This is a genomic window from Methylocystis sp. H4A (assembly GCF_015709545.1).
GTDB classification, from domain to species: Bacteria; Pseudomonadota; Alphaproteobacteria; order Rhizobiales; family Beijerinckiaceae; genus Methylocystis; species Methylocystis silviterrae.
The window spans coordinates 153,629-179,653 of the sequence record NZ_JADNQY010000021.1 but is presented as its reverse complement, the minus strand read 5'-3'; the positions used below and the strand labels follow the sequence as shown (position 1 = coordinate 179,653).

General features: G+C 62.1%; 27 protein-coding genes. 17 read left to right on the top strand and 10 right to left on the bottom strand.

Features of this window, described 5'->3' with window-relative positions; all coding sequences use genetic code 11:
• Position 1: 1 nt before the first annotated feature.
• Positions 2 to 253 carry a DUF768 domain-containing protein gene (locus IYW40_RS07795; RefSeq protein ID WP_196400124.1) on the top strand — a complete coding sequence of 84 codons (252 nt, stop codon included), beginning with the start codon at positions 2 to 4 and terminating at the stop codon, positions 251 to 253.
• A gap of 225 nt (positions 254 to 478) precedes the next feature.
• Here IYW40_RS07795 and IYW40_RS07790 read toward each other — a convergent pair whose 3' ends face one another.
• A complete protein-coding gene (locus IYW40_RS07790; protein WP_196400123.1) occupies positions 479 to 865 on the bottom strand; it encodes a DUF3467 domain-containing protein in 387 nt (128 codons plus the stop codon).
• 1,074 nt (positions 866 to 1,939) lie between these two features.
• Between IYW40_RS07790 and IYW40_RS07785 the strand changes: the two genes are divergently transcribed.
• On the top strand, positions 1,940 to 2,821 hold the full coding sequence (locus tag IYW40_RS07785; protein WP_196400122.1) for an IS1 family transposase: 882 nt from the start codon (positions 1,940 to 1,942) through the stop codon (positions 2,819 to 2,821).
• Here the strand turns inward: IYW40_RS07785 and IYW40_RS21750 are convergent.
• Together IYW40_RS21750 and IYW40_RS07775 are read right to left on the bottom strand one after the other, a co-directional pair.
• On the bottom strand, positions 2,812 to 3,285 hold the full coding sequence (locus tag IYW40_RS21750; RefSeq protein ID WP_210327227.1) for an ImmA/IrrE family metallo-endopeptidase: 474 nt from the start codon (positions 3,283 to 3,285) through the stop codon (positions 2,812 to 2,814). The two genes, IYW40_RS07785 and IYW40_RS21750, sit on opposite strands and share 10 nt — an antisense overlap.
• On the bottom strand, positions 3,278 to 3,679 hold the full coding sequence (locus IYW40_RS07775; protein ID WP_196400121.1) for a hypothetical protein: 402 nt from the start codon (positions 3,677 to 3,679) through the stop codon (positions 3,278 to 3,280). The genes IYW40_RS21750 and IYW40_RS07775 overlap by 8 nt, the downstream gene beginning before the upstream one ends.
• A 194-nt stretch (positions 3,680 to 3,873) precedes the next feature.
• On the opposite strand from IYW40_RS07775, the gene IYW40_RS07770 reads away from it, so the two are divergent.
• The 6 genes from IYW40_RS07770 (at position 3,874) to IYW40_RS07745 (ending at position 10,034) form a co-directional block, all read left to right on the top strand.
• Positions 3,874 to 4,659 carry a tetratricopeptide repeat protein gene (locus IYW40_RS07770; protein WP_196400120.1) on the top strand — a complete coding sequence of 262 codons (786 nt, stop codon included), beginning with the start codon at positions 3,874 to 3,876 and terminating at the stop codon, positions 4,657 to 4,659.
• Between the two features lie 38 nt (positions 4,660 to 4,697).
• Positions 4,698 to 6,098 carry a ribosome biogenesis GTPase Der gene (gene der, locus IYW40_RS07765; protein WP_196400119.1) on the top strand — a complete coding sequence of 467 codons (1,401 nt, stop codon included), beginning with the start codon at positions 4,698 to 4,700 and terminating at the stop codon, positions 6,096 to 6,098.
• 42 nt (positions 6,099 to 6,140) lie between these two features.
• Complete coding sequence (locus tag IYW40_RS07760; protein WP_196400118.1) at positions 6,141 to 7,151, top strand: methyltransferase; 1,011 nt, start codon at positions 6,141 to 6,143, stop codon at positions 7,149 to 7,151.
• A gap of 154 nt (positions 7,152 to 7,305) precedes the next feature.
• Positions 7,306 to 7,725: a rubrerythrin family protein gene (locus IYW40_RS07755; protein ID WP_026223003.1), complete on the top strand. Its 420-nt coding sequence runs from the start codon at positions 7,306 to 7,308 to the stop codon at positions 7,723 to 7,725.
• A 221-nt stretch (positions 7,726 to 7,946) separates the two neighbouring features.
• A complete protein-coding gene (locus IYW40_RS07750) occupies positions 7,947 to 9,293 on the top strand; it encodes a heterodisulfide reductase-related iron-sulfur binding cluster (protein ID WP_196400117.1) in 1,347 nt (448 codons plus the stop codon).
• A 150-nt stretch (positions 9,294 to 9,443) separates the two neighbouring features.
• The gene (locus IYW40_RS07745; protein WP_196400116.1) at positions 9,444 to 10,034 is read left to right on the top strand and encodes a DUF3501 family protein; all 591 of its coding nucleotides are present in this window, start codon (positions 9,444 to 9,446) and stop codon (positions 10,032 to 10,034) included.
• A 39-nt stretch (positions 10,035 to 10,073) separates the two neighbouring features.
• Here the strand turns inward: IYW40_RS07745 and IYW40_RS07740 are convergent, their stop codons facing one another.
• A complete protein-coding gene (locus tag IYW40_RS07740) occupies positions 10,074 to 10,607 on the bottom strand; it encodes a hypothetical protein (protein ID WP_246720708.1) in 534 nt (177 codons plus the stop codon).
• On the bottom strand, positions 10,600 to 12,396 hold the full coding sequence (locus tag IYW40_RS07735) for a family 1 glycosylhydrolase (RefSeq protein WP_246720707.1): 1,797 nt from the start codon (positions 12,394 to 12,396) through the stop codon (positions 10,600 to 10,602). Before IYW40_RS07735 ends, IYW40_RS07740 begins: the two co-directional genes overlap by 8 nt.
• A 259-nt stretch (positions 12,397 to 12,655) precedes the next feature.
• Here IYW40_RS07735 and IYW40_RS07730 point away from each other — a divergent pair, with 259 nt between their 5' ends.
• Positions 12,656 to 14,236 (top strand): peptide chain release factor 3, encoded by a 1,581-nt coding sequence (locus tag IYW40_RS07730; protein WP_196400115.1) that lies wholly within the window; start codon positions 12,656 to 12,658, stop codon positions 14,234 to 14,236.
• 33 nt (positions 14,237 to 14,269) lie between these two features.
• On the opposite strand, the gene IYW40_RS07725 is transcribed toward IYW40_RS07730, so the two are convergent.
• The 4 genes from IYW40_RS07725 to IYW40_RS07710 form a co-directional block, all read right to left on the bottom strand.
• Positions 14,270 to 14,413 (bottom strand): hypothetical protein, encoded by a 144-nt coding sequence (locus tag IYW40_RS07725; protein WP_175095183.1) that lies wholly within the window; start codon positions 14,411 to 14,413, stop codon positions 14,270 to 14,272.
• A 45-nt stretch (positions 14,414 to 14,458) separates the two neighbouring features.
• Positions 14,459 to 15,292, bottom strand: coding sequence for an intradiol ring-cleavage dioxygenase (locus IYW40_RS07720; RefSeq protein ID WP_196400114.1), 834 nt, complete (start codon positions 15,290 to 15,292; stop codon positions 14,459 to 14,461).
• A gap of 114 nt (positions 15,293 to 15,406) precedes the next feature.
• Entirely contained in the window at positions 15,407 to 16,054 is a 648-nt protein-coding gene (locus IYW40_RS07715) for a TetR/AcrR family transcriptional regulator (RefSeq protein WP_196400113.1), read from the bottom strand.
• 10 nt (positions 16,055 to 16,064) lie between these two features.
• Positions 16,065 to 16,673, bottom strand: coding sequence for a hypothetical protein (locus IYW40_RS07710; RefSeq protein ID WP_196400112.1), 609 nt, complete (start codon positions 16,671 to 16,673; stop codon positions 16,065 to 16,067).
• Between the two features lie 378 nt (positions 16,674 to 17,051).
• Here IYW40_RS07710 and glyA point away from each other — a divergent pair, with 378 nt between their 5' ends.
• From glyA to IYW40_RS07670, 8 genes are all read left to right on the top strand, one after another.
• Complete coding sequence (gene glyA, locus IYW40_RS07705; RefSeq protein WP_196400111.1) at positions 17,052 to 18,326, top strand: serine hydroxymethyltransferase; 1,275 nt, start codon at positions 17,052 to 17,054, stop codon at positions 18,324 to 18,326.
• Positions 18,327 to 18,493: 167 nt separating this feature from the next.
• Positions 18,494 to 18,994: a transcriptional regulator NrdR gene (nrdR, locus tag IYW40_RS07700; RefSeq protein ID WP_196400110.1), complete on the top strand. Its 501-nt coding sequence runs from the start codon at positions 18,494 to 18,496 to the stop codon at positions 18,992 to 18,994.
• Positions 18,991 to 20,121 carry a bifunctional diaminohydroxyphosphoribosylaminopyrimidine deaminase/5-amino-6-(5-phosphoribosylamino)uracil reductase RibD gene (gene ribD, locus IYW40_RS07695; protein ID WP_196400109.1) on the top strand — a complete coding sequence of 377 codons (1,131 nt, stop codon included), beginning with the start codon at positions 18,991 to 18,993 and terminating at the stop codon, positions 20,119 to 20,121. The genes nrdR and ribD overlap by 4 nt, the downstream gene beginning before the upstream one ends.
• Entirely contained in the window at positions 20,121 to 20,723 is a 603-nt protein-coding gene (locus tag IYW40_RS07690) for a riboflavin synthase (RefSeq protein ID WP_196400108.1), read from the top strand. The genes ribD and IYW40_RS07690 overlap by 1 nt, the downstream gene beginning before the upstream one ends.
• 326 nt (positions 20,724 to 21,049) lie before the next feature.
• On the top strand, positions 21,050 to 21,532 hold the full coding sequence (gene ribH, locus IYW40_RS07685) for a 6,7-dimethyl-8-ribityllumazine synthase (protein ID WP_196400107.1): 483 nt from the start codon (positions 21,050 to 21,052) through the stop codon (positions 21,530 to 21,532).
• Positions 21,529 to 21,981 carry a transcription antitermination factor NusB gene (gene nusB, locus IYW40_RS07680; protein WP_018408555.1) on the top strand — a complete coding sequence of 151 codons (453 nt, stop codon included), beginning with the start codon at positions 21,529 to 21,531 and terminating at the stop codon, positions 21,979 to 21,981. The genes ribH and nusB overlap by 4 nt, the downstream gene beginning before the upstream one ends.
• A gap of 197 nt (positions 21,982 to 22,178) precedes the next feature.
• A complete protein-coding gene (gene thiL / locus IYW40_RS07675) occupies positions 22,179 to 23,126 on the top strand; it encodes a thiamine-phosphate kinase (protein ID WP_196400106.1) in 948 nt (315 codons plus the stop codon).
• Positions 23,127 to 23,312: 186 nt separating this feature from the next.
• The gene (locus IYW40_RS07670; protein ID WP_196400105.1) at positions 23,313 to 25,493 is read left to right on the top strand and encodes a sodium-translocating pyrophosphatase; all 2,181 of its coding nucleotides are present in this window, start codon (positions 23,313 to 23,315) and stop codon (positions 25,491 to 25,493) included.
• A gap of 79 nt (positions 25,494 to 25,572) precedes the next feature.
• On the opposite strand, the gene IYW40_RS07665 is transcribed toward IYW40_RS07670, so the two are convergent.
• A complete protein-coding gene (locus tag IYW40_RS07665; RefSeq protein ID WP_196400104.1) occupies positions 25,573 to 25,956 on the bottom strand; it encodes a nuclear transport factor 2 family protein in 384 nt (127 codons plus the stop codon).
• Positions 25,957 to 26,025 lie beyond the last annotated feature (69 nt).

Here is a 26,025-nt window from a genome sequence, read left to right as displayed (position 1 = left end):
CATGTCTCAAAGAGCTACTGATTTCATCGAAAACTGGGTTGCGAACAACATTTTTGCCGAGGGCTATGAGGAAGAAGGAACGAACGCTGAAGCAATGAGGTTTGCCGGTCTATGCGCTACTGCCGCCGAGGCGCGTGGGATTCCGCGCAAGGAACTTGAAGAAGCCGCAGGTGACCTTGTTGAGCACATGGCAGACGCCATCGAATCCGCGAATGATGCTGAGGTAGCCCGCCAAGCTGGACGAGACGACTAATGCCAACCGGACCTAAAGGCGAGAAACGCCCCGCCGACGCCATTGCGCGCGCCGTGAAGGTTATGCGCATCGCAACAGGCGAAGAGCCGGAGGATTACGGAAACGCGCCAGCTAAGAACCAAGCTGCCCAAGAGCTAGGCCGCAAGGGCGGGAAGAAGCGCGCCGAGGGCATGACGCCAGAGCGACGCGCTGAGATCGCTAAGAAGGCTGCGGCGAAGAGGTGGTCTAAGTAGCTTTCGTAAGCTTATCTTTAAGCGCACGGAAGCCAGTTAATATTTTAACCTTGTCGGGTGCGTTGAGCGGAGCGTTGATAGGCCCAAATACTTCCTCCCACGCGTCTAACGTCTTTGTTAGATAGTCGACAAAATATTTAAAATGTTCAGGAGACATCCTGACGGATGCCTGTTCTTCCATTAGGGGAGCCCCAGGGCCGAGTTCTCCCGTCCGTGAAAACATAATGGCAATGTCGAATTGAGAAACAATTGTTCTAGCGCTATTCGCGTAAATATCTACGAAATTTATGCTTTTTGTGAATGTGGTGGTTCGCAAGCCGGGAGCCTGAGGCGATGCGGCAGGTTTAGAGCCTTCGGCTGGCGGTGCGTTAGGCGACATCTTGGATTCCTTGAATTTAGTCAATGGTGACCGTATCGCTGGCGGCAGGCGGCATCAGAGCGAAAATTGAAGGTGCCGCGGAGTCTATCAGCTGGCGACGAGTCACATCATCTGCGTCCGATAGCCAATCGGGCTCGCAATAGTTCCGCGACGGCTCATCAAGAGGATGCCTTATGGAGTATTCTGGCTCAGCACCAGATATAGCGAACAGGAGATCGCTTACGGTGTCTATGCCCCAATTGCCAGGAGACCCAAGCCATCTGCAAATTACTTCTGGGCGCTTCCCAAGTCGAGCTGCTAAATCTGCTTGACTAAGTCCGCTTAGTTCGAACTCGTCCAAAACTATACTATAAATTCGCCCACGGTTACGCTGACGAAAGTAACTAAGAGCCGCAACGTCAATTGCGTCTCGACCGGAAGGCCTAGAAAGAAATGTATCGATTTGAGACATAATCGCTTACCACCCTCCCTCGATACGCTGCATTCCCAGGCAGAATTCTCTGCCATTCCGACAAACAACGGTCACAAGCTGCGTCCCATTCACTCCCCCACAGTTGTTCGCGAAATTCCCAAGTTAGGGCAACGAATACATCTTGTTCACTAAATCGCCCAAGAACTCTGATCTGCGGTTTGGGATCGCAACTCCGAATTTCCCATACTTCTGACGTTACCGGCTTTAACCGCTTTAGGTAGCTGCTCGGCTTATCCTTTGGGTTCAGCATGACTGCTATGCGCTCGCCTGTAACAAACCTATCTAGGTCCGCTCGAAGCTTAGCCATCCGGTATCGCTCGCCATTATCCCAGCTTGTTGGCTGTAGTGCGTTCATAACGTTGCGGCTCACGAAAATTGTTCTCGCGAACTGCGAACCTTCGACGACAGGGCGAAGGAGGAATAGCTCCGTGCCATGTTGGTGCTTGATCTCATCTCGAATTGACATATAAGTCAATAGCGCCATTCTGCAATGGTTGATTTTTGCGATGAGTGTGACTCGCTTACCAATGGGGGGACAAGAAAAAATTCTGTAATTACACATAATGCTTGACGCTAAGCACAAAAGTTCAGATACTCGGGCTATGAACAAGCTCGACACCAAGACCCGCGCCCAAATCCTCGCCATGCTCTGCGAAGGCGCGTCGATGCGTTCCGTTTCACGCCTGACCGATACGAGCATCAACACGGTTTCGAAGCTTTTGGTGGACGCTGGCCGGTTCTGCGCCGGCTTCCATGACGCCAAGGTGCGCGGCGTGAAAGCGAGCAAAGTTCAGGTTGACGAGATTTGGTCATTCACGGCGGCGAAAGAAAAGAACGTCGCGAGCATGAAAGCGCCGGTTGATGGCGCTGGCGATACATGGACGTGGACGGCGATCGAAGCGGGCACGAAGCTGCTTATCTCGCACTTCGTCGGCGGCCGCGATGGCGAGTGCGCCAAGTGGTTCATCGAAGACATGGCGTCGCGGATTACAAACCGCATTCAACTGACCAGCGACGGCCACAAGGCGTATCTAGAAGCCGTCGAAGGCGCGTTCGGCGCGGACATCGATTACGCCATGCTCGTGAAGCTCTACGGCGCGACGCCTGAGAGCGCCAAGGGCCGCTACTCGCCGGCGGATTGCACTGGCATCAAGAAGACGAAGATCGAAGGCAAGCCCGACATGGCGCATGTCTCGACCTCATATGTCGAGCGCGCAAACCTCACCATGCGGATGCACAATCGCCGCTTCACGCGCCTCACGAATGCCTTTTCAAAGAAATTCGAAAACCATGCGCACATGGTCGCGATCTATGCCGTCTGGTATAATTGGCTCCGCATTCACAAGACGCTGCGCGTGACGCCCGCCATGGCCGCTGGCCTGTCAGATACGGTTATGACGTGGGAGCAAATCGTTCAGGCGATGGACGCGGATGCTCCTAAGCACGGCCCGCGCGGGCCGTACAAAAAGAAAGATCACAAATAGGAGCGCAACTCTTTCATCCGAATTTCTGCAACGGCGGGCGAAACTTTGAACTCCCGCGCCAGCGCGGTTGGCGTTTGATGGCCGGCGCGATATTTCTGAATCACTATCTTCCAAGGCATCAAAATCTCAGCGGCATACTGGTTAGCTTGCCGTTCTATTTTTTCAGACCGACCGCTGCGATACATCCCATCATCGACTATCCCGTCACCAATCGCATCACGGTGCAGGATGAAGTGCGCGATCTCGTGCGCGATGGTAAATCGCTGGCGTGATTCAGGGTGCATCGCGTTAACCGTAATCGTGCAAGGCCCCCCATTCGCCTCACACTCAATTTTTCCAGACTTATTATCAGGCCATAGCTCTCGATTAATGGCGAGACCAAGGGCTGTCGCGAGCCCTTCAATATCGACGGGAGCCTGCTCCATATACTGACCGACCGTCTCGATTGGCAGTTGGTCACTCACCGCCTTGGTCCTTTCCTGCCGCCTTCCCGTAATCGTCACGATCAACCTGTTCCGGGACTGCTTGTTTGAAATAGGCAAGAGCTGCCTGAATAGCAGCCTTCTCACCAGAGATTTTACCTTCTTTTTCCGCTGCTTGTACAGCCGCGATCTTAGCTATTCGGCGCGCTTCCTTTCTGATCTCGTTAAATCCGAACACAGCCAGGATGGCGATAAACGCGCCCAGGATTGTCACCAAGAGCGATAGCGCAGTAAGCACTATCGAGATGAAATCCTTATATTCTATGGCCGGATTCCCGGGAGTTAACGTCCATCCTCCCTTGTAAAAGAGGAAGGCGCCCGTCAAAATTACAGCCACATTCAAGCACGCAAGAAACGCCTGAAACCCGCGCCACATACGAAATTCCCGCTCAAACCGAATCGCGCGATGGTAGCAGTAGGCTAGTCGGGATGGCTAATAGCGACCTACCGCGTGCTGAATTTCAAACTGAGACACTACCAAATAGCCGCTTCGCTCGCATTTGGCCGCCGCCTGTGCTAACGGCTGCGGTCAGTCCGGTTTTCTCGGGCGGAGTCAAGGGTCTGGCGCACATGTCCGATATTTTCCACGAGGTCGATGAAGACGTCCGGCGCGACAAGGCGGCGGAGCTTTGGCGGCGCTATCACACGCCGATCCTGATCTTCGCCGTGCTGATCGTCGCCGCGACCGGCGCGTGGAGCTATTACCAGACCAACCGTCAGAAAATGGCGGAAGCCGCGAACGCCCGCTTTGAAGCCGCGGTCGCGCTGGCCAACGAGGGCAAGGCGCAGGACGCGGCGGCCGCTTTCGACGCTGTCGCCAAGGACGCTCCCAAAGGCTATGCGACGCTCGCGCGCATCCGGGCTGCGGAACTGCGTGAAGATAGGGCGCGCGCGCTCCAGGAATTGGAGGCGATCGCCGACGACAAGAATGTCGACAAACTGAATCAGGAAGTCGCTCTGCTGCGCGCCGCGCTGATCATCCTCGAGAGCGGAGACCGCCAGAAAATGGAACGCGCGCTCGGACCCATGATGACGTCGAACGGCGCATTCCGCTTCTCGGCGCAAGAATTGAATGGTCTCGACGCGCTGGCCAATGACGATTTCGAAGAGGCCGAAAGGGATTTCAACGTTCTGCTCAGCGATCGCGACGCTCCGCAATCCATGCGTCAGCGGGCCGCGGCCTATCAAGGATTGCTGCACGCGAAACGCGGACCAAAGCCGGCGGCGGCGCCGACGGCGGGAGCCGGGGGAGCGGCGAGCGGCGGCAATGTCTCCGTGACGCCGGTGATCGAGCCGGAACAGGAAGGCGCTGCATCGTCCGGCGAGGCGCCGTTCGAGGTGAAGCCCTCGAAATAGTTGGCGTAGGGGCGCGGCAGCGCAGCGAGAAACGAGTCATGTCCTTTTCGCTCGCGATCATCGGCCGGCCGAACGTCGGCAAATCGACGCTGTTCAACCGGCTGACCGGCAAGAAGCTGGCGCTTGTCGACGATCGTCCAGGCGTCACCCGCGATCGCCGGGAGGGCGACGCCAAGCTCGCCGATCTGCGCTTCACCATCGTCGACACGGCCGGGCTGGAGGAAGGCCGGGGCCCGACCCTGGAAGGGCGGATGCGCGCTCAGACCGAGAGCGCGATCCTCGCCGCCGACGCAATTCTCTTTCTCATCGACGCGCGCGTCGGCGTCACGCCCGACGACAAATATTTCGCCGATCTGGTCCGTCGCGCTGGCAAGCCGGTTATCCTGATCGCCAATAAGGCGGAAGGAAAAGCCGGCGGGCCCGGCGTCTACGACGCCTTTTCGCTCGGTCTTGGCGATCCTGTGCCGTTTTCCGCCGAGCATGGCGAAGGCATGGGCGCGCTCTACGACGCGCTACGCGAGGCTCTGCCCGAGGAGACCGCCGAACCTTTCGAAGACGACGTCGCCATTGAAGAAAATCTGCGGAACGACGATGAGGACGGCAGCGACCTCGATGTCACGAAGCCGCTGCGCATCGCGGTCGTTGGGCGGCCCAACGCCGGAAAATCGACGCTCATCAACCGCATTCTCGGCGAGGAGCGCCTGCTGACGGGACCCGAAGCGGGAATCACGCGCGATTCGATCTCTGTCGATTTCGTGTGGCGCGACCGCAAGATGAAGCTTTTCGACACGGCCGGTCTGCGCAAGCGCGCCCGTGTCGTCGACAAGCTGGAAAAGCTGTCGGCCGCCGACGCGCTGCGCGCCGTGCGGTTTTCGGAAGTCGTCGTGCTGCTCGTCGATTCGACGATTCCCTTCGAGAAGCAGGATCTCTCCATCGCCGACCTCGCGGCCCGCGAAGGGCGCGCGGTCGTCATCGCGCTCGGCAAATGGGACCTCGTCGAGGACCGCGGCGCGACGCTCATCAAGCTGCGCGAAGACGCAGAACGCCTGCTGGCGCAGCTGCGCGGCTGTCCGGTGGTTCCGGTGTCAGGCGCGACGGGGCAGGGGCTGGACAAGCTCATGCAAGCGATCCTCGCGGTTCATGAAATTTGGAACAAGCGCATCGGGACGGGGCGACTCAATCGATGGCTGCTGACGCAAATCGAGGAGACGCCGCCGCCGGCGGTTTCCGGGCGGCGCATCAAGATACGCTACATGACGCAAGCCAAATCGCGGCCGCCGCATTTCGTGCTTTTCGGCAATCAGCTCGACGAGCTGCCGACGAGTTACGAGCGCTTCCTGATCAACGGTCTGCGCAAGACGTTCGACCTTCCCGGCGTGCCAATCAGGATTTCAAAAAAGGCGGGGGAGAACCCGTTCGAAGGACGTCACAAAGGCTGAGCAACTCTTGTGTCATGACGCCGCTCACGAGATTGTGGCGCCATGCTCAAGCCTTCTCCTGAAAAACTTCTCGCTCTTGGCATGTCGTTCTGGAACGCCAAGGCGCTGCTTTCGGCAGTGGAGCTTGGCGTCTTCGACGCTCTCGCCGACGGCCCGGCCGATCTGGCGGCGCTGACGGCGAAACTCGGCCTGCATGAACGCTCGGCGCGCGACTTTTTCGACGCGCTCGTGGCGATGAAAGTTTTGGAGCGAGATGCGGCCGGACGCTACGCCAATACGCCCGAGACGGATTTTTTTCTTGTGCGCGGACGGCCGAGCTATGTCGGCGGGCTGCTGGAGATGGCCAATGCGCGTCTCTATGAGAGCTGGGGGCGCCTGTCGGAGGCGCTGAAAACCGGCCGCCGACAGAGCGAAGATCAGGACGCCAGCGATCTTTTCGCGGCCCTCTACGCCGATCCGCAACGTCTGCGCGGCTTCCTCTCCGCGATGAGCGGCGTGAGCGCCGGCGCCGCCCAGGCGATCGCCGACAAATTCTCCTGGCGGAACTATCGGACCTTCGTCGACGTCGGCGCCGCGCAGGGCATGGTCCCCGTCACAATCGCGCGGGCGCATCCGCATCTTTCGGGCGGCGGCTTCGACCTTCCCCAGGTCGGACCGATATTCGAGGAATTTGTCGCCGCCAATGGGCTCGCGGAGCGACTACGGTTTTACCCCGGCGACTTTTTCAAGGACGATCTGCCCAAGGCCGACGTCATCATCATGGGGCACATCCTTCATGACTGGGATCTTGAGCAAAAGCGGCTGCTGTTGAGGAAGGCCTATGACGCCCTCCCAGAAGGCGGCGCGCTCATCGTCTATGAAGCCATGATCGATAATGATCGCCGCGAGAACGCTTTCGGCCTGCTGATGAGCCTCAATATGCTGATCGAGACCGATGGCGGCTTCGACTTTACGGGGGCCGACTGCGAGGGCTGGATGAAGGAAGCCGGGTTCTCCAGCTCCCGGGTTGAGCATCTGACGGGGCCGGATTCCATGGTGGTCGGCGTCAAATAGAGCCGCCGCGCGCGCGAACGCTTCCACGGCGCCTGCGACGAATCCCCGCGCCGCCGCGCTGGATTTTGGTTGGACAGAAGCTAGTTTTGAATTATTCTAATTCCTGTGTCGCGGCCTGACGGCCGCGCCGACTCGAATAATCGGAGGCAAGAAAATGGCTATGCTCAAGGGCAGCAAGACCGAAGAAAATTTGAAGGCCGCCTTTGCGGGCGAATCGCAGGCGAACCGCCGTTATCTCTATTTCGCTCAAAAGGCCGACGTTGAGGGCTACAACGACGTGGCCACCGTGTTCCGCTCCACCGCCGAAGGCGAGACCGGCCACGCTCATGGCCATCTAGAGTTCCTGGAGACCGTCGGCGATCCTGCGACCGGCCTGCCGATCGGCAAGACCGCCGATAACCTCAAGGCCGCGGTCGCCGGGGAGACGCACGAATATACGGACATGTATCCCGGCATGGCGCGCTCGGCGCGCGACGAGGGCTTCGAGGAGATCGCCGACTGGTTCGAGACGCTCGCCAAGGCAGAGCGTTCGCATGCCGGCCGCTTCCAGCGCGCCCTGGACGAACTGAAGTAAGTACAGAGCGACTTATCCGAAAAGAGTTCCCTGTGCGTCATGGCCGGGCTTGTCCCGGCCACCTCCACGCGCAGGGACTGCGAAAAAGCAGAAAGACTCTTCGAGTGCCGGCGGCGGGATCGCCTGTGGCGTCTCTGCAATGCGGCGACCGCTCCGCGCCGTCTCGGCGCGGATGGCCGGGACAAGCCCGGCCATGACGACCGTGTTTTGGAACAACAACAATGAGAGAAGGCAGTCTCGAGGCTCCGATCCGGCATCCGCTGGATTGGCGCAGCGCCGATTTCTATGACGATGCGAAGCTCGACGCGGAAATGCGGCGGGTTTTCGATATTTGTCATACGTGCCGGCGCTGTTTCAATCTGTGCGACTCCTTCCCGCGGCTGTTCGATCTCATCGACGAATCGAAAAGCGGCGAGCTCGACACCGTCGCGAGCGCGGATTTCAAGCAGGTCGTCGACGCCTGCACCCTCTGCGACATGTGCTTCATGTCGAAGTGCCCCTATGTGCCGCCACATGAGTTCAACATCGACTTTCCGCATCTGATCCTGCGCTACCGCGCGGTCGAAGCGAAGAAAAACGGCGTGCCCGCCGTCGATCGCGCGCTTGCCGACACTGACCGCTACGGCAAATGGGCGACGCTGATCTCAGGCGCGGCCAATTGGGCGACGCGCCGCGACAACACAATGATGCGCGGCCTCGAGGAGAAAGTCGCGGGCGTCGATCGCAACGCCGAGCTGCCAAAATACGCCAGCAAGACGCTCGAAGCGCAGGCCGCGTCGCATCCGCCGATGCGCGACGAGTCGGCGCCGGCCAAGGCGCGCAAGGCCGTGCTCTACGCCACCTGCTACGGCGACTACAACGATACGTCGATCGGCATGTCGGCGTTGGCCGTGCTCGCGAGAAACGGCGTGGAGACCAAAGTCGTGCACCCGGCCTGCTGCGGCATGCCGAAGCTCGAACAGGGGATGCTCGATGAAGTGGCGGAGGCGGCGCGCAAGGTCGCCGCCGCTTTCGCGCCCTACATCGACGAGGGCTACGACATTGTCGCGCCGGTGCCGTCCTGCGCGCTGATGCTGAAATTCGAATGGCCGCTGATTCTGCCGGAGGACGAAAGCGTCAAGCGTTTGGCTGAGGCGACCTTCGACCTCTCCGAATATGTCGTCGACATCGCGCGCAAAGAGGGGCTGGCCGAAGGCATGGCGCCGCTCGATGGCGGCGTCGCCTTCCATGTCTCCTGTCATTCGCGCGCCCAGAATATCGGCCAGAAGGGCGCGGAGCTGCTTGCGCTGATCCCGCAAGCCGATGTCGCCGTGGTCGAGCGCTGCTCGGGCCATGGCGGCGCCTGGGGCTACAAGAAGGGCAATTTCGAAACGGCGATGAAGGTGGGCAAGCCCGCCGCGCGGCAGTTGCAGAACGCCGACAAGAAGCACGTCGTATCCGAATGCCCGCTTGCCGGACTGCATATCGAACAGGAGATCGAGACGCTCGGCGGCGAGACGCCGAAGCCGGAACGCGTCGGCCATCCGATCGTGCTGATGGCGAGAGCTTATGGACTTACAGGCGTGTAGACGTTTGGTTTTTTCCTCATCCTGAGGAGCGAGCGAAGCTTGCGTCTCGAAGGACGAGGAATTTGCGTAGGGTGCCTCGCCCTCGTGCTTCGAGACGCATCCCCTGGATGCCTCTCGGCATGAGGGCTCAGGTTGATGGAGCACCAAGAGATGACGAGCCGTCACGAACTGACCCCCGCCGATATTCTCCCTTGGGCGGAATATGCCAAGGACCGCGCCGAGCATCGCAAGCGCCTCACCGCGATCAAGCGCAATCGCCGGGTCGAGGTCGGGCCTTACGTCACCTTCTACTTCGAGAATTTCGACACGATGTGGATACAGGTGCAGGAGATGCTGCACATCGAAAAAGGCGGCGAGGCGCAGATCGCCGACGAGCTTGCGGCCTACAATCCGCTGGTGCCGAAAGGCAAGGAACTCGTCGCGACGTTCATGATCGAGATCGACGACGCGCTGCGGCGGGCGCGCGTATTGTCGCAACTCGGCGGCGTCGAGGAGACGGCCTCCATCGAAGTCGGCGGCGAGCGCGTCGTCGGCAAGGCCGAGCAGGATCAGGATCGCACCACGGCTGAAGGCAAAGCCAGCAGCGTGCAATTCGTGCACTTTCCCTTTACGGAGGCGCAGATTGCGGCGTTCAGGGAGCCGAACACGCGCGTGATTTTGGGCCTGTCGCATCCCAACTACAGCCATATGGCCGTATTGTCGGAAACGACGCGCGCAGCGCTCGCGGAGGATTTCAACTAGTTTCGATAAGCTGCGCGCTCTGCGCGAATGTCGATCGACTCACCTTCCAGAAAGACTGCGCTTCAAATGTGGGTCGGCGGCCGCTTGCGGACCTGTCGACTCTGAGCGCCGCGCTGGTTCCTCGCCGAGTCTCAGCAGAAACCGCCGGTGGATGAGCGGAAACGCGACGCCGAGCGTCAGGCCCCAAGCCAACAGCCCGAGGAAAAGTCCCATCGCCGGATAACCGCGCATGATCGGTTGCTCAGGGACCCACTGCAGCAGCGGCGTCGCCGCCAACATCCACAGCAGGTAGCCGAAGGAGAGACCGAAGAGCCAGCCGCCGCGCGGGTCGTTGGCGGCTCTGCGAAACAGCCAGCCGTAGAGCAGGCCGCCGACCAGCATAAGGGCGACAAAGGCCTGCGCCGCTAAGGTGGTCGAGACGTTGGCTGCTTTTGCCAACGCGTCGAGCGCGCCGAATGCATGCAACACAGCGATCGCCGGAATGTCGGCTGGCAGGCTCGCAAAAAGGCCGGCCAAGAGGGGCCTCTGCGTGGGGCCGGCGTCCAGTCCATGCGCACGCAGCATGCTAAGCATGACGCCGCCTCGCATCAGAGCGTTGGCAGTGGTCTATGACCGCTTCGATCGGAGGCGTGTCGCGCATCTCCGCAGAGAAAAGGCTGATGAGATAGCGATAGGCCTGCCCGACGGGACGAGGATCGCGGTTGAGATCGAAAAGCCCAACCGGATTGACATTGCCAAGAGGCTCGCGAAGCGCGATGTCCCAGTCCACCTGGTCGATGAGAGAGTACCAGGTGAAGCCGACAATCGGGACGCCGCTTCGGCGCATGAGTTGCACATTGTGCCACTGCCGCCAAAGCCAGCGAGGAGCTTCGCGCGCGTCCAGACAGTTGGTTTCGGTATGCATCATCGGGCGCTGATAGCGACGGTAATATTGCTCCACGATAACATGCCAACCGAATAATTCGCCGAGCGCCTGGACGTGGCCCTCGGAGTCGACGAGCTTCTCGTTCCACTCGTAATAGTCGACGCCCAGAATGGCGCGCTTCCCGACGTCCTGTCGCATGAACCAGGCGTATTCCTCAGGCGGCATGCCATGTTCGTAGAGATAGTCGCGCATATCTTCGCGCACCGGATGGGCGTAAAGCAGATCGAGAGCGAGAAAGCGGCGCTGGTTCTCGAAGTCGGCTATTTTGCAAAGGTTCGGATCCGGACAGCAGGACTGAAAGAACTCGCCGCTCTCGCTGTTCACAAAGATCGCGTCGGGCCGCTCAGTCGCAATGGCGCGCATCATGAGCACATTGGCCTTTGCGAGGTGACGGACGGCGGTGACGAAGGCGTGTTCGTCATGCGCTTGCTCGTTCCACAATCCTAAAAGCGCGCTGAGTTTCGCGCAGACGTACATTTCATTGACCGGCGTGTAAAAGCGCACCCAGTCATAACGCTGGGCGAAAGCCCGGGCGTAATCGGCGAGCGCCTGCGGCGTCTCCGGATTCTGGAAGTTTTCGAGCCAGTTCGGCAGGCCGAAGTGGCATAGATCCATGATCGGAATGACGCCCAGCCGCCGCATCTCGACGACGACTTCGTCCAGAAAGGCCCAATCGTAGCGCCCCCTATGCGGGTTGGTCAGATGAAGCGGCGGGCCGTAGCGGAGATAGCGAAGGCCCAGCTGCCGAACCAGCTCGAGATCCTTGCGCCAGTAGCGATAGTGATTGCAGGCGGCCATCTCATCCATGCGCCAGCGTCCGCGATCGAGCGTCGGATAGCTGCATTCGACGCCTGTTGCGAACATGAACCTGTCCGCAGGAGGAGGATCGGGGAGTTTCGCGGGAAGGATTGTTCTACGGGGACGCTCGGACCCGAGGTTTGGCCGTCGTTCGACAGGATAGCCGACCGGCCGCACGTAGATGAGACCGAGCGTCGCGCCCCAGATTACATGCTCAACCGCTATGGAGATCGGCCCGCTTACGCCTCCAGCTAAGCCAAAGAGGCCAGAGGGGGGCGGTTCGCGGCTGACGGCGAGCGGATTCATAAGCTCGAACTGCGGGCCTATGATGACGATCGCCAGGACCATCGGGAAGAGCGCAAACACAACGCCCTGAAACACGGGCCGAAGGGGCAGGGTCGACCAGAAAAAATAGGCGTAGAACACGGCGAAGATCGCCCCGACCGTCAGATGCAGCGCCATGCCTACCGACCAGGACGCCAATCCGCTGGCGTAGGGCTGCGCGAGAGCGCCGAGCGTGCCGACGATGTCAAAAACCGGCGCTCCGGCCAGGATCAGTAGCCGCGCCACGATCTCCAGGGCGACCGCTCCCGCCATGCCGGCGAAGACCGCCTTACCGTATGCGACTCGGCGGATCATGCTTTGCTCCTCGAGCTGACATCTGGAGCTCGCCCCGAGAGCGCAACCCCGCGCGACGCGTGAGGTTCCTGCGTTGCGGAATTTGATCTGCGCTGGCGGCCGCGGCGATGGTTCAGGTCGAGGCTCGTCCGCTCTCCGCGGATGTGAGCCGCGAACTCCTCGAACGCTCTGCGAAGCCTGAGGCAGGACGAGCCTGGTATTGCAGTCTCAGTCCCTTGCCGGTAAGGCCTGCGTGAATTCCTTTGGAAATCGAGCCCACTTGCATACCCCAGCCAACGATCCCGTTTCCCGCCGCCGCACCTTTGCGATCATCTCGCATCCCGACGCCGGCAAGACGACGCTCACCGAAAAGCTGCTGCTCTTCGGCGGCGCGATTCAGCTTGCCGGCGCCGTCAAGGCCAAGCGCAACGCTCAGCAGACGCGCTCGGACTGGATGAGCATCGAGCGCGAGCGCGGAATCTCGGTCGTCACCTCGGTGATGACCTTCGAATACGGCGGTTGCGTCTTCAATTTGCTCGATACGCCAGGCCACGAGGACTTTTCGGAAGACACCTACCGCACGCTGTCCGCCGTCGACGCCGCGGTGATGGTGATTGACGCCGCCAAGGGCATCGAGGCGCGCACGCGCAAGCTCTTCGAAGTCTGCCGTCTGCGCGACATTCCAATCGTCACCTTCATCAACAAGCTCGACCGCGAGGCGCGCGACCCATTCGATCTGCTCGACGAAATCGAAAAGACTCTCGCGCTCGACGCGACGCCGATCACCTGGCCGATCGGCTCGGGAAAAGGCTTTGCCGGCACCTACCGCTTCGCGACGAAAACCGTGCGCCGGATCGATGAGGACGCCGAGCTACTGCAAACCAGCGGCCTCGACGATCCGCTCTTCGACACGCTTTTGCCGAGGGGCGCTGATGAATGGCGGGAGGAGGCGATGCTTGCCGAAGCAGGCAACAAGCCTTTCGATCTCTCCGCCTTCCGCGAGGGGCATTTGACGCCCGTCTTCTTCGGCAGCGCGCTGCGCAACTTCGGCGTCCGCGATCTGATCGACGCCATGGCTGAATATGCGCCTAGCCCGCGCGCGCAGGAGGCGGACAAGCGTCTGGTCGAGGCCAAGGAGCCGAAGATGACCGGCTTCGTCTTCAAGATCCAGGCGAATATGGACCCCAACCATCGCGATCGCATCGCCTTCATGCGCGTCTGCTCGGGTAGGCTCACGCGCGGCATGAAGGCGAAACTCATTCGCACGGGCAAGAATATTCCGATCAATGCGCCGCAGTTCTTCTTCGCGCGCGACCGCTCGATCGCCGACGAAGCATACGCCGGCGACGTTGTGGGCCTGCCCAATCACGGACAACTGCGCATCGGCGACACGCTGACCGAGGGCGAGGAGATCGTCTTTCGCGGCGTGCCGAGCTTCGCGCCGGAAATCCTGCGCCGCATTCTCATCGGTGACGCCATGAAGGCCAAGAAGCTGCGCGAAGCCTTGCAGCAGCTTGCGGAAGAGGGCGTCGTGCAGGTCTTCACGCCGCATGACGGCTCGGGCGCGATCGTCGGCGTCGTGGGCGCGCTTCAGCTCGACGTGCTGGCGACGCGGCTCGAGGGGGAATATGGATTGCAGACGCGCTATGAACAGCCGCGCTTCGCCATCTGCCGCTGGATCGCATCTGACGACCCAGCGAAGCTGAAAGGCTTCATCGATTCGAACGGCTCCAGCATCGCCGAAGATCTCGACGGGTCGCCGGTGTTCATGAGCTCGTCGGCGTTCCAGCTCAACTATGACGCCGAGCGCAATCCGGCGATCATATTCTCGGATGTGAAGGACTATCAGAAAGGCGCCTGACGGGGCGCTTGAAATCCACAAAAGGCGAAAAGCCTATGCGCCTTTGACAAGCGCCCAGAGGGCGATGACGAGCGCGATCGTCGTCGCAATGATGAAGAGATTCTGGGTCAGCTCCACATATCGTTGAGCCTCGACCAGAACAGCCTCATAATATCTACTATACCATAAACTCTGCATTTCAGTCCTCGATTGCTCAACGGCGGCGAACTTCGACAGGGCGCGTCAGTCGATTCCCGGAACGAGCGGCGAAACGCGCTTTGGGTCGCGGAGAGGCGGCGCGCCGGACGGCGGCGGCCCAAGTCCTTCCGGGGGTCTGCTCGCCGACGCCTTCGATCGGGCGGCGGGGTCGACGGCAATGACGAGCGTGACGAGGTAGCGCTGGTCTTCCTCGGTGACGCTCGCGAAGGAGCCAAGGCCGGCGCCAATCGCGATGAAATCATCCTTATTCATTGTGTCGCGCTTGGCCGTCCGCTCCGAATAGGGACGAATGTCGCGATAGATGAATTCGCTCAGCGCGTCCGGGAAGAAGAGTTGTCCAGTCAATACGTTGGCGTCGTTAAGGAACGCCTTGAAGTGGATATGCGGCGTGCGTCCTGGATACCAGCCGGGATAGATGGACTTGAAGCTCGCGACGCCGGCGTTGTCCGCGAGCTGAGAGCCGCGCAGGAAGGTTTCGCCTTTCGTGCTGATGGGTTGCGCGCGGTCGTCGCCCTGTCCGGCATAGTTCGAATAGAGGCCCGCCGCGTCGCAATGCCAGACGTCGACTCGCGCGCCGGCGATCGGCCGGCACGCCTGATCGACGATCTGAAGGCGCAACATGATCGGAACGCCCGTCTTATTCTCGCGAATGTCGCAGCGAACCAGTTTTGGATCGTCGTAATAGGGGCCCTGCACCGCTTCCGGCGTCAAAAGGCACGCCGGCGCCCCAAGCAGGGGAGGCCCCGAGTCCTCGGTCGGCGTCTGAGCGAAGCTCTCGCGCGTCGTTCCTCCGGCGGTCAAAGCGGCGATCATTCCCAGAACGTCGCGCCGATCCGGCCATCCTCTTTCGTCATTCATGCCTGAGCCTGTCGTTTGGACATTTTCCGTCGAAGCGGACGCCGCCTCGCGTCAGAAAATGCGTCGGTTCAAGAATTTGAGCGCCTTCTTCATTAAAAGACGCGCGTAAACGAGCTACAGGTTTCCGAGTCCGCGAAGACTGAAGCTCGCCAGCGTATCGACCAGTCGTTCGAGCGACGATTCGTCGAATTTCAGCGCGAATGGGGCGCGCGCCAGCCGCTCCGCGTCGCGCACGAAGAACATCGGTTGATGCGCGAGCCACAGCGTTGCGAAAGTGACGGTTTCCGCGGGCGCCTCTTCGGGCAGGAAACGTTTCACGACGCGCTCCGCCAGTTGAAAGATGCGCGGCGGCGACGCCACGATGAAGGCGTTGAACGCTTCGCTCGGCCGCACGCTTTCCCAAGCGAAAATGCGCAAGTACATGCTGACGCGATCGCGCTTGACGAGCGGTAGCAGAAATTGACGCAGATAGAGCCGCAGCGCCTCTTCGGGAGAACGCGCGTCCAGTTCTTCCGGGCACAGAAAACTGTTCTGCTCGAGGGTCTTGGTCGCAGCAATCAGCACTTCGCGATAAAGTCCGTCCTTGCCGCCGAAGTGGTAATTGACGGCTGCCTGGTTGGCCATCGCCCTTTGGGTGATGAGCCGCACCGAGCCGCCGTCATACCCATATTCCGCGAAGACCGACGTGGCCGCTTTGATGAGCGCGGCGCGCGTCGTCTCTGCCGAGCGAGACGCAACGCGCGCCTGATCCAGATTACTCAAAGCGTCATCCTCAGAAAGGATATATGTTGACGAGGCTCGACACTGCGCCGCCGAGCGACGTCGCGCTATTCCAGGCCTTGCGGCCGAGCGGAGCCAGTTTGGATGAGAGCCCTGTCGGGTCGAGCTTGGCCCACAAACTCCGTTCCGGTTGCTCCGCGTTCTCGCCCATTGTCCCAAGAGAGGTGGGCGGCTCGGCGTTGGTTGTCGGGGGCGCCGGCGGCGTCGACTCGACAGGAGTTCTCTTTTCCGGAGACGACTTGCGCAAGGCGACGACTTTCGTCGACCTGACGGTGATCGTCTCCGTCTTTTCAACGACGGCTTCGTTCGACCAATCCGAGATGTGCACCTGCGGATAGACGGCGAACAGCGCCGGAGCCGGCGGAGCGTTTTTCAACTTCAAGGATGGGCGCTCCGACTCCGCGGACTCGATCCGGTCGATGATTTTGCCGCTCACCGGGTCGGTCGTGAAAGCGATTTCCTTCAGCGCTTCGCCATTCTTCCATTGCTGGGGCAGGAATGCGATGAGCCAGGTCGCGACGAAACAGACTGCGGCATCGATGAGCAGTCTGCGTGACTTGGCGCTAAGCGCGGCAAATTTTGTTTCCAGATGGTCGCTCATGACGAACCTCCGTTTTAAACGACTGATTGAAATTCAAACGCTCGTTTGAAGCGAAAATATGGCGACGCGGCAACGCGTTATTTCTGGCTATTTGGTCGAGCGCAACATGCGTCATTTTGGCGCTTCAGGAAACGGAGACGCTGGCGTGCGAAGCTTGCGCGGCCCACCCAAAGCCCCCACAACAAAACTGGGCTGACGAAGCCCGCGCGAGACTTGGCGTGGCCTTAGACCGCGACGACGGCCGCTCTTCCCGTCGCGGCTTCGCCGTGATAAGCGACGCGTCTCACGATGCGCGTCCTAAGGACCGGCTTCGCCGATTAAGACCGGGAGCCGGTTTTTGTTTTCGTTCAGCGCCGTTAGGCATAGAGGTCTATTCCAATGAGCCAATCCGGTTTCTTCACCGCCTCCCTCAGCGCTTCCGATCCGGAAATCGCGAAGGCGATCGAACTCGAACTCGGCCGCCAGAGGCACGAGATCGAACTGATCGCCTCGGAGAACATTGTCTCCAAGGCGGTGCTGGAGGCCCAGGGCTCGGTTCTCACCAACAAATATGCCGAGGGCTATCCCGGCAAGCGCTATTACGGCGGCTGCCAATTTGTCGACATCGCGGAGAATCTCGCGATCGACCGCGCCAAGAAGCTGTTCGACTGCGGCTTCGCGAATGTGCAGCCCAACTCCGGCTCGCAGGCCAATCAGTCGGTGTTCCTCGCGCTGCTTCAGCCGGGCGACGTCTTCATGGGGCTGGATCTCGCCGCCGGCGGTCATCTGACGCATGGGTCGCCGGTCAATGTCTCCGGCCGCTGGTTCAAGCCGGTGAGCTATACGGTGCGCAAGGACGATCAGCGCATCGACATGGAGCAGGTCGCCGCGCTGGCCAAGGAGCATAAGCCGAAGCTCATCATCGCCGGCGGCTCGGGCTATTCCCGCATCTGGGACTTCGAAGGCTTCCGCAAGATCGCCGACAGCGTCGGCGCCTATTTCATGGTGGACATGGCGCATTTCGCGGGGCTCGTCGCTGCGGGACTTCATCCGTCGCCGCTGCCGCATGCGCATGTCGTCACCACCACCACGCATAAGACGCTGCGCGGTCCGCGCGGCGGCATGGTGCTGACGAACGACGAGGCCATCGCCAAGAAGATCAATTCGGCGGTCTTCCCGGGCCTGCAGGGCGGTCCGTTGATGCATGTCATCGCCGGAAAGGCCGTGGCGTTCGGCGAGGCGCTGACCCCGCAGTTCAAGACCTATCAGCAGCAGGTCAAGGACAATGCGCAAATGCTCGCGCAGACGCTTGTCGACGCCGGTCTCGCGATCGTCTCGGGCGGCACCGACAACCACCTGATGCTCGTCGATCTGCGTCCCAAGAAGATCACCGGCAAGGCGGCTGAGGCCGCGCTGGGCCGCGCCCACATCACCTGCAACAAGAACGGCATTCCCTTCGATCCGGAAAAGCCCTTCGTCACCTCCGGCATTCGTCTCGGCTCGCCGGCGGCGACCTCGCGCGGCTTCGGCCAGAACGAGTTCAAACAGGTCGGGCAGATGATCGTCGAGGTGCTCGACGGCCTCTCCTCGAAGGGCGAAGAAGGCAACGCCGGCACGGAAGCCGCGGTGAAGGAAAAGGTTCACACGCTGACCGCGAAGTTCCCGATCTATTGAGCGGGGCGCGCCACCTCCCCCTTGAGGGGGGAGGTCGGTCGCCGGAGGCGACCGGGAGGGGGTGAAACCCGAGTCGAGTTGGTTTGTGACCCCACCCCGACCCCGCTTCGCGGGCTCGACCCTCCCCCTCAAGGGGAGGGTGTCGCGCGCAGCTCCAAGGACGACCGATGCGCTGTCCCTATTGCGGCTCCGTCGACACGCAGGTGAAGGACTCCCGTCCTGCGGAGGATTCATCCTGCATAAGGCGGCGCCGCGTCTGTCCGACCTGCGGCGGCCGCTTCACGACCTTTGAGCGCGTGCAGCTGCGCGAAATCATCGTCGTGAAAAAGTCGGGTCGCCGTGCGCCGTTCAATCGCGACAAGCTGACGCGCTCGGTGGAGATCGCCTTGCGCAAGCGTCCAGTCGAAGCGGAACGCGTCGAGCAGATGATTTCCGGAATCGTTCGTCAGTTAGAGAGCCTCGGCGAAGTCGAGGTGGAAAGTCAGCGGATCGGCGAATTGGTCATCGAAGGCCTGCGTTCGCTGGACCCCGTCGCCTATGTGCGTTTCGCCTCGGTGTATCGCGACTTCCGCGAGGTTCGCGACTTCTCAGCGGTGATCGACGAATTGGAGAGCGGCGGTGACGGCGCAGCTTTTGCAGCGGACGCCGACGACCCAGAGAAGGCATGACGATCCACGAAGCCTTTCCGCAGACCGCGACCGACGACGCCTATATGGCGGCGGCGCTTGCGCTCGGCCGGCGCAATCTGGGCCGCACGGCGCCCAATCCCGCGGTCGGCGCGCTGCTTGTGCGCGACGGCGTCGTTATCGCCCGTGGCTGGACCGCGCCGGGCGGGCGTCCGCATGCGGAGGCGATCGCCATGGCTGCGGCCGGCGAGGCGGCGCGCGGCGCAACGCTTTACGTCACTTTGGAGCCCTGCGCGCATCATGGGGCGACGCCGCCTTGCGTCGACTCGATCATCGCCGGCGGCGTCGCACGCGTCGTCACCGCGCTAGAGGACCCCGACCCACGCGTCTCGGGCGACGGCCATGCGCGGCTGCGAAACGCCGGAATTGAGGTGCTGGTCGGGCCGGGCGCGGCGGCGGCGCGCGCCGATCATCTCGGGCACATTTTGCGCGTCACCCGTCGCCGCCCGATGATTACGCTCAAGCTCGCGCGGACGGCGGACGGCTACGCCGCTGGCGCCGCGCATGATCCGCGCCTGCATATCACCGGACCCGTCACTGACGCCTTCACGCATGTGCAGCGATCGCTGCATGACGCGATCATGGTCGGCGGCGGCACGGCGCGTGACGACGATCCGCTGATGACCGTGCGCCTGCCGGGCATGCAGCGGTTCAAGCCGCTGCGTGTCGTGCTCGACGAGAAGCTGTCGCTGTCGCCGCGATCGCGTCTGGCGTCGACGGCGCGCGAAACGCCGCTGCTCGTGATTGCTGGAGCGGACGTCGCCGATGAAGCGGTCAAAGCGTTTGAAGACGCCACTGGTGCAGAAGTTGTCCGCATCGCGACACGGGATGGCGTTATCGATCTTGTGAGCGCGCTCAGACTTCTCGCCGATCGCGGCATTACCCGCGTCTTCAGCGAAGGCGGACCGCGCGTCGCCGAAAGTCTGCTCGCCGCGGATCTTGCCGATGAGGTCATCCTGCACACCGCCGTCAAGCCGCTTGGGAGGGCAGGCCGTCCCGCGCTGACGCCGGCGGCGCGCGCCGCGCTCGACGACGATTCGCGCTATCGTCTGATCGAAACGCGCGCGCTCGGCGCCGACACCATGACCCGATACGCGCGGGTCGACTGATGTTCACCGGCATCGTCACCGATGTGGGCGAAGTTGTTGCGATGACGCCGCGCGGCGAACTGCGCCGCCTGCGCATCGCCTGTTCATACGATGCCGACGGCATCGCCCTCGGCGCCTCCATCGCCTGCTCGGGCGTGTGCCTGACGGTCGTCGCCGTCGCGCGCGAGGGCGCGCGAACGATCTTCGAGATCGACGCCGCCGCCGAGACGCTCGCCGTCACGACGGTCGGAACATGGGCCTGCGGAACGCGCGTCAATCTCGAACGCGCGTTGAAGATCGGCGATGAACTCGGCGGCCATATCGTCACCGGTCATGTCGACGGCGTTGCGCGCATTATTTCGCGCGATGATTTCGATGACATGTCCCGATTCTGGGTCGAGGCGCCGCGCGCGCTGTCGCGCTTCATCGCCAAGAAGGGCTCCGTGGCGCTGGACGGCGTTTCGCTCACGGTGAACGAGGTCGACGGCGATCGCTTTTCCGTGCTGCTCATTCCGCATACGCTTAGCGTTACGACGCTCGGCGCGCGCAGGGCAGGGGATGCGCTCAATATCGAAGTCGATCTGATGGCGCGCTACGCGGCGCGGCTGAGCGAAGCGCGGTAGCCTGAGTTTGGCGCGAGGATGTGTATAACGGCCATGCCGGCTGACAGAGCGCCGCTCGTGTGACATAACGCGCCGAGAAATCGGCTCGCGGATTTCCCCTCCCATATGGAGAGGGGGCCCGGCCAAAGGGCGTCTGTAAGGACGCCTGTTGTAAACGACGGGCTTTTGGCCGGTCGGTGTGGGGTTTGCGCCTCAGCGATAATGCGTTCGCTGTGGCGGCGCGTCCCGCACCTTTGCAATTGAGAACGCTAACCCTCGCTTGGCTGCTTCGCAGCCCAACCCTCTCCCGGCGGGAGAGGGTTGCGTGCATTCATGGAGTCGCCTGAATGGCTGGTTTTGCACCCGACGACGCTGACGTCGCGCCCGTGCCGGGCGCGCATATTCTCGTCGTCACGACGAAGTTCAACGGCGAAATCGTCGAGCTGCTGCGCAGCGGCGCGCTTGACGCGTTGCGCGCGCTCCAGGCGCAGGCGACGGTGATCGAGGTTCCCGGCGCGCTGGAGATCGCCACAGCGGCGGCGATCGCGCTGGACGACGCCGAGCTTGCCGGCGCGCCCTATGATGGAGTCGTTGCGCTCGGCTGCGTCATCCGCGGCGAGACCTATCATTTCGAACTCGTCGCCAATGAAAGCACGCGCGCGCTGATGAATCTTTCCGTCTCGCGCCGCCTGCCGCTCGGCAATGGCGTGCTCACCGTGGAGAATGAGGCGCAGGCGATCGTGCGTGCCGATCCCAAGCAGGGCGACAAGGGTGCCGACGCGGCGCGCGCGGCGCTCGCGCTCGTGCGCCTCAAACGGGGCGTCGTATGAGCGTCGATCAACGCTCGGCGTCGCGTCTGGCGATCGTGCAAGCGCTTTATCAAATGGAAGTCGCCGGCAAAGGACTCAACGAGATTTTCGCCGAGTTCGAGTCTCACTGGATCGGACGCGAGATCGAAGGCGCGCAATATAAGCCGGCGGACGCCGCTTTCTTTCGTGACGTGCTGCAAGGCGTGCTCACCGATCAGGTCGCCATCGACCGGCAGATTGATCGCGCGCTTTCTGGCGGCTGGCCGCTGTCGCGACTGGAGTCCGTCATGCGCGCCGCGCTGCGCGCCGGCGTCTATGAACTGCGGTCGCGCAAGGACGTTCCGGCGCGCGTCGTCATCAAGGAATATGTCGACGTCGCCGGCGCCTTTTTCGGGCCGACCGAGTCGGGGATGGTGAACGCCGTGCTCGACAGGATCGCGCATGAGGAGCGCGCCGAGGAGTTGAGTTAGCATGTCGCGCCTTCCTTCTCCCGCTTGCGGGAGAAGGTGTCGTCGCGGAGCGACGACGGATGAGGGCTCTCACCCGACCCCGCTTCGCGGGGCCACCCTCTCCCGACGTGAACCGGGTGTTCCCGGTTCGCGCAAACAATGCCGAAGTCGGCAACAGCCGACTTCAGTTTGGGAGAGGGAAGTCGAAGGCTTCCCGCATGCCGCGCTATAGCGAAGACGACATCATCGCTCGCGTCTTTGCGCCGATCGCCGGCGCGGCGGCGCTGGGGCTAAAGGACGACGCGGCGCTTCTCGCGCCGGAAAGCGCGCCGCTCGTCGTCACGACTGACATGCTCGTCGCAGGCGTGCATTTTTTCGCCGACGACGATCCGTCGCTGATCGCCAAGAAGGCCCTGCGCGTCAATCTCTCCGACCTTGCGGCCAAGGGCGCGGAGCCGATCGGCTTTCTGTTGGCCTTGGCGCTCCCCCATGACTGGACCAACGCTTGGCTGGACGCTTTCGCCGCCGGGCTCGCCGAGGACGCGCGCGCCTATGGCGCGCCGCTGATCGGCGGCGACACGGGCGCGACTCCCGGTCCGCTGACGATTTCGATTACGGCGCTCGGGCGCGCCCGGCGCTTCGTGCCCCGTACTGGCGCAAAGCCAGGAGACGCCATCTTCGTCTCGGGCCCGATCGGCGACGCCGCGCTGGGACTTGCCGTTCGACGCGACCCAGCGCTCGCGACGCGCCTCTCGGCTAGCGCGCGTGACCATCTCATCGGCCGTTATCTGCTCCCGCAGCCGCGTCTCGATATCGCGCCGTGGCTAGCCGCCAACGCCAGCGCCGCGATGGACATTTCCGACGGCCTCGCCGGCGATCTCGCCAAGCTCTGCCGCGCCTCTGGCGTGAGCGCCGCCGTCGATCTCGCCTCCGTGCCGCTTTCAGCGGCGGCGCGAGAGGCGATGGCCATTGATCCCACGCTCTTCGAAACGGCGATAACCGGCGGAGACGACTACGAAATCATCATCGCCTGCGCCAGCGGCGCGGGGCCGCCCGCGCCGGCCTGCCGCATCGGCGAGATTGTGGCGGGAGACGCGCCGCCGAGCTTCCTTGACGCACAAGGAAAACCCGTGTTTTTCAAAAAATTGTCCTTCCAGCACTTCTGAAAAATAGACGCGCGCCCAGCATTGCCGCCCGGCCACGTTTCTGGCAGAAAGCCCGCTGGAAAGCTGCTGTCCCCGCCCGATTCGCTCGGCGGGGCCGCTGCTCCTTTTTTTGTTGCGCGACTCCGTTCGCGGCGACGCGACCAATTCGGCCATTCCCCGGTCGAAGAACGAAAAGGCGAAGCCAAAATGGTTCTGTTTCTAACCATCGTCTTCGGATTGATGTCTATCGTCTATGGCGTGAAGACCTCGCAGGAATTGCTCGCAGCCGATCCGGGGTCGGCGCGGATGCAGGAAATTTCGGGCGCCGTCGCCGAGGGCGCGCAGGCCTATCTCAACCGCCAATACAAGACCATCGCCATGGTTGGCGGCGTGATCTTCGTCATTCTCGTCATCCTGCTCGGCTGGGCGGTCGCCTTCGGATTCTTGCTCGGCGCAGTGCTCTCCGGCGCGGCCGGCTATATCGGCATGAACGTCTCGGTGCGCGCCAATGTCCGCACCGCGCAGGCGGCGACGAAATCGCTCGCCGGCGGCCTCGACATCGCCTTTAAGGCGGGCGCGGTCACCGGACTTCTGGTCGCCGGCCTCGCGCTGCTTGGCGTCGCGGTGTATTACGCGATCCTGACCTGGTTCGCCGGCTATGCGCCTTCGGATCGCACGGTCGTCGACGCGCTGGTGGCGCTGGGCTTCGGCGGATCGCTGATTTCGATTTTCGCCCGTCTCGGCGGCGGCATCTTCACCAAGGGCGCGGACGTCGGCGCCGATCTCGTCGGCAAGGTCGAGGCCGGCATTCCGGAAGACGACCCACGCAATCCCGCCACGATCGCCGACAACGTCGGCGACAATGTCGGCGATTGCGCCGGCATGGCGGCCGACCTCTTCGAGACCTATGCGGTGACGGTCGTCGCCACCATGGTGCTCGCCTCGATCTTCTTCGCCGGTCAGGAAGGCCTGTCGTCGGCGATGATCTATCCGCTCGCGATCGGCGGCCTTTCGATCCTCACTTCGATCGCCGGCACCTATTTCGTTAAAATGGGCGACGACGATACGGAATGGGGCAAGTTCGCCGCGCCCTATTTCAAGAAGCTCGGCATCGATGATTCCATCATGGGCGCCCTTTACAAGGGCCTCGTCGCCGCGGGCGTGCTGTCGATCGGCGGGCTCTTCCTGGCGACGACCTTCACCGTCGGCTGGGGCGAGATCGGCAAGGCGAATGGCGAAGCCATTCACGGCTACGGCCTGTTCCTCTCCGGGGTGCTGGGCCTGATCGTCACGGGCGCCATCGTCTACATCACCGAATATTACACCGCCACCGGCAAGCGTCCGGTGGTGTCGATTGCTCAAGCGTCGGTGACGGGCCACGGCACCAACGTCATCCAGGGCCTCGCCGTGTCGCTTGAATCGACCGCGGCGCCGGCGCTCGTCATCGTTCTCGGCATTATCCTCACCTATGAGCTCGGCGGGCTTTATGGCACGGCGATCGCGGTGACGACGATGCTCGGCCTCGCCGGCATGGTCGTGGCGCTTGACGCCTTCGGCCCCGTCACCGACAACGCCGGCGGCATCGCCGAAATGGCGGGTCTGCCGAAGGAGGTGCGTCGCAACACCGACGCGCTCGACGCCGTGGGCAACACCACGAAGGCCGTCACCAAGGGCTACGCCATCGGCTCGGCGGGCCTCGGCGCGCTGGTGCTCTTCGCCGCCTACACGAACGATCTGAAGCATTTCATCGACACCGACGTGCCGTTTTTCAAAGGGCTGGGGAAGATCGACTTCGAGCTCTCCAATCCCTATGTCGTTGCGGGCCTCATCTTTGGCGGCCTCATTCCGTATCTCTTCGGCGGCATCGCCATGACGGCGGTGGGGCGCGCGGCGGGCTCGGTGGTCGTCGAGGTGCGCCGTCAGTTCAAGGAAAAGCCCGGCATCATGGCGGGCACGGACCGGCCGGATTACGGCCGCGCCGTCGATATGCTGACGCAGGCGGCGATCAAGGAAATGATCGTGCCCTCGCTGCTGCCGGTGCTGGCGCCGATCGTCGCCTTCGTCGTCGCCTGGATCCTTGGCGGCAAGGCCAACGCCTTCGCGGCGCTGGGCGCGTTGCTGCTGGGCGTCATCGTCAATGGGCTCTTCGTTGCGATTTCGATGACCTCGGGCGGCGGCGCTTGGGACAACGCCAAGAAATCCTTCGAAGACGGCTTCATCGACAAGGACGGCGTGAAGCATGAGAAGGGCTCCGATGCCCATAAGGCGGCGGTGACCGGCGACACGGTCGGCGACCCCTATAAGGACACCGCCGGTCCTGCAGTGAACCCGGCGATCAAGATCACCAATATCGTCGCGCTGCTGATGCTGGCGATCCTGGCGCACTGAGGCGTCGCGCAAAGCAATTTTGAGAGGGCGGGGGAGACCCCGCCCTTTTGCTTTGGGAAAGGTCCGCTCTCCCCTTCATTCACCTCCGGGATGTTTCAAAATCCGCCCGAAGATGCGCCGTGTCGTAAATGATCACGATCTTCGTGAACTGATTTCTGTCTTCCGAAAGCTCGAAAACATCTACGCATTCGAAGGCGACCGCCTTGCCGCTCTTCAATGTCCAGACATAGCGAAAATGGAGCGCCACCGCAGACCCGTTGGAGGAGCTGTCAAAGACGTTCAGGAGCGTGGTTTCGGAACGGTTCGTGTCTGCGAAAAGCTCGGCGTAGAACTCCCTGGCGGGTCGGACGCCATAAAGCGGAGAGTGAGCAACAGCGTCGGCGGTGAAAAGGCTGCACACGGCCGATAGATCGCTCCTATCCAACGCGTTCAAGTAGCGTTTACAGAGGGCTTCCGTGTCCATTCAGGTCTCCATCGCCAGAGGCGATAATAGACTGCTTTGCTCTATAAAACGGACGGGTCGGTAACGCCC